This is a genomic window from Nocardioides sp. Root240, from assembly GCF_001428825.1.
GTDB lineage: Bacteria > Actinomycetota > Actinomycetes > Propionibacteriales > Nocardioidaceae > Nocardioides.
In genome coordinates this window covers 406,594-412,598 of record NZ_LMIT01000009.1, presented here as the reverse complement: position 1 = coordinate 412,598, position 6,005 = coordinate 406,594, and the positions used below count along the sequence as shown (strand labels likewise).

Genomic DNA, 6,005 nt, shown 5'->3' with positions numbered 1-6,005 from the left:
ACTGGGCCAACAACACCGTCACCGACTACGTTGAAACACCCGTCCCGACCGGGGCTGGTTCCACGTAACCGAGCCTCCACGAAACCCGGGGCGATTCACACCCTCGTCCAACAGCAGCTCCGCGACATCGGAGGCAACCTGGGCAAGGGCGGACTCGCCGCCGCCGAAGGCGCCAATGCCGTCAGCCGCCTCCAACGCGTCGACCGCAACGCCATCCTCAACCCACGTCAGATCAGCACCTTTCAAACGCTGTTCAACGCCATCGACGAGCGCATCGCCGACATCGTCATCGAAGGCCTCCACCGCGGCGCCTTCGTCGAACGAGTCGCGCTCCCCCGCGTCCTCGACGGCAGCGCGCGGATGATCCATCCCGTCAGGGAACGCTTCGCGGTCGCGACCAGCAACAGCGCCCTCGCCGTCGTCCGCACCGTCCACCTCCACCTCCGCCACGGCCAACCTCACGCGGTCGTCTCCCGGCCGGACGAGTCGAGGGCGCGCCTTCATGCCGCGTTGATTCAGCGGCCAACGCGTCCCGCCGATGGCCCGAGCCTTTGAGGGACGGCAACGCCGCCTCGGGTCTGTTCCCCGAGCCAGCTGGTCAACATCGCGACGCCGAGCAGGTTCAACTTGATCCCATCCCACATCAGGATCAACACGGCGCCGTACAGCGCGGCCGGAGCCCCGGAAGAGATCGCCACCTGCACGAGATGTCCGAATGTGATCAACCCGAGCCCAAGGGCCATGGCTGCGGCGACACCTGGAAGTCGCCGCTGCGAGCGCCGAAGCTGACGGACAATTCGACTGGTCGGCGCGTGCTGGATGACGCGCTGGTGGATTGGCGCGACCACCCCGGCAAGAATGAAAGCGAACACCAAGAACATGGCGAATCCTCCGATCTGAGATTTCCTCATCGGTACCTCAGGGGTCTCCCGCCCGCTGCAGCGCCGACGTACGGCTGTGAACGGTCGGCGGCCTGACGAGCGACCTGGACAGGATCTGGATTGCTTCGAGGCGTCCTGACTCGTGGCGCACCATCTCGCTGCATGCGGTCTCTACCGGTCGTCAGGGTCGTGCTCAGGGGCGAGAGCCTCGAGGATCTGGGCCGTCATCGGGTTCACCTGATCGTCGGGCTGGATGTAGTGCTCCTTGGTGATGTCCGACGAGCTGTGGCCCAGCAGCTCGGCCGCCAGCTCCGCTCCGCCGGCGCGGTCCACGATGGTGGCGACGGTGCGCCGGAAGGAGTGCGGCGTGACGCCATCGATTCCTGCGGCCTCGAGGACAGCTCGGAGTCGACGCCGGACGTTGTTCGTCGTCAGCGGCGTGCCGTTGCGTGTGAAGAAGATCAGGTGGTCGTCGCTCTCGTCCTTGAGAACCTTCAGCCGCTTCTTGAGTACCGCAGTGACGTACGACGGCACGGCGATCGTGCGCCGGGACGCCCTGGTCTTTGGATGCTCCTGCCGATGCGTTGCTCCGCCTCGTGGTGAGACGATCGTGCCGCAGATCTTGACCGTCGCCGGTGTGACCGTGACGTCGACATCGCACTTGCGGATGGCCAGGACCTCGCCGATGCGAGCCGACGTACCGAGCATGACCTCGATGATGTCCTCGAGCTGGCCGTCCGGCGGCGGGCCGGAGAGCCCGGACCCGCGGCGCCATGACCGGGCCGCGGCACGAACGTCTGCCACCTCGCCAAGCGTGAGCGCGACCGCCTCCGACGGCGGCTTCTTCATCCGCTTGATGTCACGAACGGGGTTCTTCGCGATGGCCTCGTACCGAACCGCCAAGCCGAGGGCCAGGTTGAGGACCGTCTTCGCCTGCTTGGCGTAGCTGTAGCTCCGGCGCGAAGCGAGCGTCTTCAGATAGGTCTCGACGCGGGCAACGGTGATCTCGCGCAAAAGGAAGTGCTCGAAGGCGGGGAGCACGATCTGGCGCATGTTGCGCTCGTAGAGAGCGCGGGTGCTAGCCGCGAGAGCGTTCTCGAGGTCGAGGTCGTCGAGCCACATCGTCACCAGGTCCCCGAAGGAGCTGTCAGCAGTGAGAGAGTGACCGCGGGAACTGAACTGCGGGCGAGTAGCCAACTTCTGCTTCAGACGGTGCTCGGCGTCCGTCCGGCTGACGCCGACGACCTCGACCTGGCGGCGCTGACCGTCGACATCCCGGAAGCGGGTACGCGCGCGAACCTTGCCGGGCGCTAGAACGCTGTAGTGGATGTCGCCGAAGGTGCCGACCGGAGTCCGTGGCCGGCTCATCGGATCACGCCTCGTTCGACGCTGGATCGGACTGGCGGTCGCGGTGACTGTCGAGCCAGTGCCTGACGTCGGTCACCGCGTACTTGAGGTGCCGGCCGACCCGGATCGCGCACGGGCCGCGGCCCGTCTGCCTCCAGTCGTACACGGTCTTGACCGGCACGCCGAGGTAGCTCGCGAGCTCCTCGACGCCCAGAAGCTGGTCGAGGCCAGCGGGGCTGCTCTGGTTCGGCGAGTGAGTGGTCATGCCCGATAGGTACGCGGGCCCCGGCGGACCAGCGAGCAGCGGTCGGCACGGACCAGCAGCCGAAGTCCGAGATCACGCGGCTGGCACCGCGTGCGGATCGAAAGTGCGGAGTTTCTGCGGAGTTGATCAAATCCCAAAAAGCTTTCAGGCGTGGGATCCGCTGGATCCCACGCCTGAACTTTGTAGCGGGGGCAGGATTTGAACCTGCGACCTCTGGAAGCCTTAAGGGCTTTCCAGTGCACTACCGACAAGTCTCGGAAACTACCGAATTCCTCGGTTTCTAGAGGGATTCGTCCTCGCTTCCAGTCTCAGGCTACCCGAGAGGTTCCGCCAAACGCCGATCGTTTCTGGACCGTAGATGGACATAGATCGAATGGCCCCATGGGATTCGTCCGCGAACCACCACCCGCCCCGGCGAGCTCTCGCCGATGGCTGACAGTTCTCGCCCGGCTTACAGACCTCTCTTGCCCAAGTAGCGAAGGACTTCGGCGTCTCGCCGTCGTGCCTGAAGCGGTGGATCACGATCGATGACCGCAAGTCCGCGAACCCCTCACCTGCCGCCCGGGCCGCGAATGAGTCCGACGCGCTGCGTGAAGCGAACAAGCGGATCAAGCTCCTCGAGCAAGAGAACGAGGTCCTTCGCCGCGCAGCGGCGTATCTCTCGCAGGCGAACCTGCCGGGAAAATGATGTACCCGCTCGTTCGTGAGCTGGCCGCCGACGGGATCCCCGCCGCGGTGACGTGTCGGGTGCTCAAGATCGCCCGCCCGCCCTACTACCGCTGGCTGACGAGCCCGGTCACCGACGCTGACCTGGTCGCGGCCTACCGCGCGAACGTCCTGTTCGACGCACATCGTGATGACCCTGAGTTCGGCTACCGGTTCCTGGTCGATGAGGCACGCGAAGCTGGCGAGTCGATGGCGGAGCGAACCGCTTGGCGGATCTGCTCGGAGTTGGGTTGGTGGTCGGCGTTCGGGAAGAAGCGCGGCACGAACGGCAAGAAGCCCGGCCCACCGGTCCACGACGACCTCTGCGCCGTCACCGATGACAAGGGCAGGGTCCGCCACGTGTTCAGCGCCGATGCGCCGAACGAGCTGTGGCTCTCGGACATCACCGAGCACTGGACCGGTGAAGGCAAGCTCTACGTCTGCGCGATCAAGGACGTCTACTCGAATCGGATCGTGGGCTACTCGATCGACTCACGGATGAAGTCGCGGCTCGCGGTTGCTGCGCTGAATCACGCTGTCGCTCGTCGCGGCGATGTGGCCGGGTATGTTCTGCACACCGACCGAGGGTCGCAATTTCGCAGTCGGAAATTCGTCCATGCGATCAACCGCCACGCGATGGTCGGCTCGATGGGCAGGGTCGGCGCCGCTGGCGATAACGCGGCCATGGAGTCGTTCTTCTCGCTGCTGCAGAAGAACGTCCTGGACCGCCGCACATGGGCGACCCGCGATGAGCTGCGGATTGCGATCGTCAGGTGGATCGAGAGGACCTACCACCGCCGCCGAAGGCAAGCTGGTCTCGGACGTTTGACCCCGATCGAATACGAGCTGATCATGGCCCCAACCGCCACCCAGGCGGCCTAACCCCAACTGTGGGGCACGTCAACCTGTCACCAGTTCGTGCAGCAGACCCAGGAACGGCGACTGATCGTTGGCGCCCGGGTCAGGTGCAAAATGCGAGCGAACGGGCCCGGGCACACTTGCCTTGCATCTCGACCCCGAGAACTCATTCGGGAGGTGCGTTGGAGACGCCCGGCCGGCCGACAGGCGGTTCAAGGACCTCGAATGCCGCCGCGGCGAGTTGCGCGGCCGGGTGCCGCAGCGCACCACCGCGTCACTGCTGTTGCTCAGACGTTGTAGGCCAGGATCTCCTCTGCCGCGCGTTGGCCCGACGAGATTGCACCGTCCATGTAGCCGTTCCAGACCGTTGCAGTCTCGGCGCCCGCCCAGTGAATCCGGCCCACCGGGGCGGCCAGTGCGTGGCCGTAGGCGGTCCAGGCACCAGCCGCAAGACGGCCTCCGTAGCAACCGCGAGTGAACTCCTCGGCGTTCCAGTCCTGTTCAATGATGTCGAAGGGCTCCGCTGCTTTCGGGCCGAAGTAGTCGACCAGCGCTGTCAGGACGAGGTCGCGCCTGCCGTCCGCGTCGAGCTGCTCGGCCCTGCGGGCGAAGTCGCCCTCGATGAAGCCGACGATGACGCCGCAGGATGCGTCCTCGGGGCTGTTGTCGAAAACGACATTGAAAGCGTGGTCAAGGCTCTGGACCTGCCCGTTGAGCCCGTCCTCCCGCCAGAAGGGGGTGTCATATCCGACTTGGAACTTGATGACCGAGCCCGCCGGCATCTGCTGCGTCAACGCGTCGCGACCGACGGGCAGGGCCGGCACGTAGCGCATTCGGCCGGCCAAGGTCTGAGGGACCGCGACGATGGCGTGCTGAGCGGTGACGGACCCGGTCTCGTGCTCGACCGTGACGCCGGTGTCGTCCTGGCGGATCGTCCGCACGACGCTGTTCAGCCGCACGCGGTCGCCGAGATCCTCCGCCATGCGTTCCGAGATCAGGTGTGTTCCTCCCCTGACGCGCTGCTCTTGTGCGCCCCCCGTCGTGCTGATCAGAACAGTCCAACTGGTGCCGGACTTGACGTAGAACAGAAAGTGCAGAAGCGATAACTCGGGCGATTCGGCCGAGAACACAGCCGGGATCATCATCGCAACGTAGCGCCGAGCCAGCGCGTCATCGGTGTTCTGTCGCACCCAGGCGTCGAAGGTCTGGCGATCGAGCGCAGCGGCGTCGGGGGTGTCCCACGCTGCATCGATGGAGACGGTCTGCGCGAGCTCCTCGATGAGAGTGAACAAGCGATTGATCTCGGCGGCGGATTCCGGAGGGAGTCCCCAGACGCCCTCGGTGTTGAAACGTTGCAACTCCCCATCGACGTACAGGGCCGAGTCGCCGGAGTCGTAGGTGTCGAACAGTTCCAGGCCGAGCTCGGCGATCAGCGACTTGGCAACGTCCTGGCTCTCCCCGATCCATTGGCCACCGAGTTCCACCTCGGTGCCGTTGGACAATCTGCCGCCCATGTTGCGGCCCGCAACGCGGTCTCGCGCTTCGAGCACCACGACGCTCTTTCCTGCGGCCACCAACCTGCGAGCGGCTGAGAGGCCGGCGAGACCCGCACCGACGACAACGACGTCTACTTCGCTCATGAATTGTCCATTTCTCAACCGAGCCAGCTGTATGACTGGGCTCGAAGGTACGCCGCAAACCTAACCTTTGCAAGAGTGCACTTCGATCGAAGCATGCTCTCGATTGTCGCGTCTGTGCAAGCCCCTCCAGCTGGGCGGAGGAGCCGTTCCCACCGCTCGGCGGCGGCTTGGCGATAACGCGAAGAAGGAGCCGCAAACTTCGTGCATCGCCCGTAGATCACGCGTTCGGTCCGAGTGGACCATCGGTCAATCATCGGTGCTGCCCAGTTCCAGGGTTTCGCGTCGATCTCACCAGACACGAGCGCAGGA

General features: G+C 65.2%; 5 protein-coding genes and 1 pseudogene. 1 reads left to right on the top strand and 5 read right to left on the bottom strand.

What is annotated here, in order from left to right:
• Nucleotides 1-18: 18 nt before the first annotated feature.
• The 4 genes from ASE20_RS09940 to ASE20_RS09925 all read right to left on the bottom strand — a co-directional run bounded on the left by ASE20_RS09940 (nt 19) and on the right by ASE20_RS09925 (nt 2,493).
• Nucleotides 19-450 (bottom strand): hypothetical protein, encoded by a 432-nt coding sequence (locus tag ASE20_RS09940; protein WP_157538398.1) that lies wholly within the window; start codon nt 448-450, stop codon nt 19-21.
• Between the two features lie 65 nt (nt 451-515).
• Nucleotides 516-881, bottom strand: coding sequence for a hypothetical protein (locus ASE20_RS09935; protein WP_056894384.1), 366 nt, complete (start codon nt 879-881; stop codon nt 516-518).
• Between the two features lie 171 nt (nt 882-1,052).
• On the bottom strand, nt 1,053-2,249 hold the full coding sequence (locus ASE20_RS09930) for a tyrosine-type recombinase/integrase (protein ID WP_056894383.1): 1,197 nt from the start codon (nt 2,247-2,249) through the stop codon (nt 1,053-1,055).
• Nucleotides 2,250-2,253: 4 nt separating this feature from the next.
• Nucleotides 2,254-2,493 (bottom strand): helix-turn-helix domain-containing protein, encoded by a 240-nt coding sequence (locus tag ASE20_RS09925; protein ID WP_056894382.1) that lies wholly within the window; start codon nt 2,491-2,493, stop codon nt 2,254-2,256.
• Nucleotides 2,494-2,874: 381 nt separating this feature from the next.
• Here ASE20_RS09925 and ASE20_RS09920 point away from each other — a divergent pair.
• Nucleotides 2,875-4,080 (top strand): annotated as a pseudogene (locus ASE20_RS09920) (IS3 family transposase).
• Between the two features lie 263 nt (nt 4,081-4,343).
• Here the strand turns inward: ASE20_RS09920 and ASE20_RS09915 are convergent.
• Nucleotides 4,344-5,696 carry a flavin monoamine oxidase family protein gene (locus tag ASE20_RS09915; protein WP_056894381.1) on the bottom strand — a complete coding sequence of 451 codons (1,353 nt, stop codon included), beginning with the start codon at nt 5,694-5,696 and terminating at the stop codon, nt 4,344-4,346.
• Between the last annotated feature and the right edge of the window lie 309 nt (nt 5,697-6,005).

Excerpts from the sequence above, each read along its gene's own strand:
- ASE20_RS09935 (WP_056894384.1), bottom strand. The coding sequence starts at position 881 with ATGTTCTTGGTGTTCGCTTTCATTCTTGCCGGGGTGGTCGCGCCAATC.
- ASE20_RS09930 (WP_056894383.1), bottom strand. The coding sequence starts at position 2,249 with ATGAGCCGGCCACGGACTCCGGTCGGCACCTTCGGCGACATCCACTAC.
- ASE20_RS09925 (WP_056894382.1), bottom strand. The coding sequence starts at position 2,493 with ATGACCACTCACTCGCCGAACCAGAGCAGCCCCGCTGGCCTCGACCAG.
- ASE20_RS09915 (WP_056894381.1), bottom strand. The coding sequence starts at position 5,696 with ATGAGCGAAGTAGACGTCGTTGTCGTCGGTGCGGGTCTCGCCGGCCTC.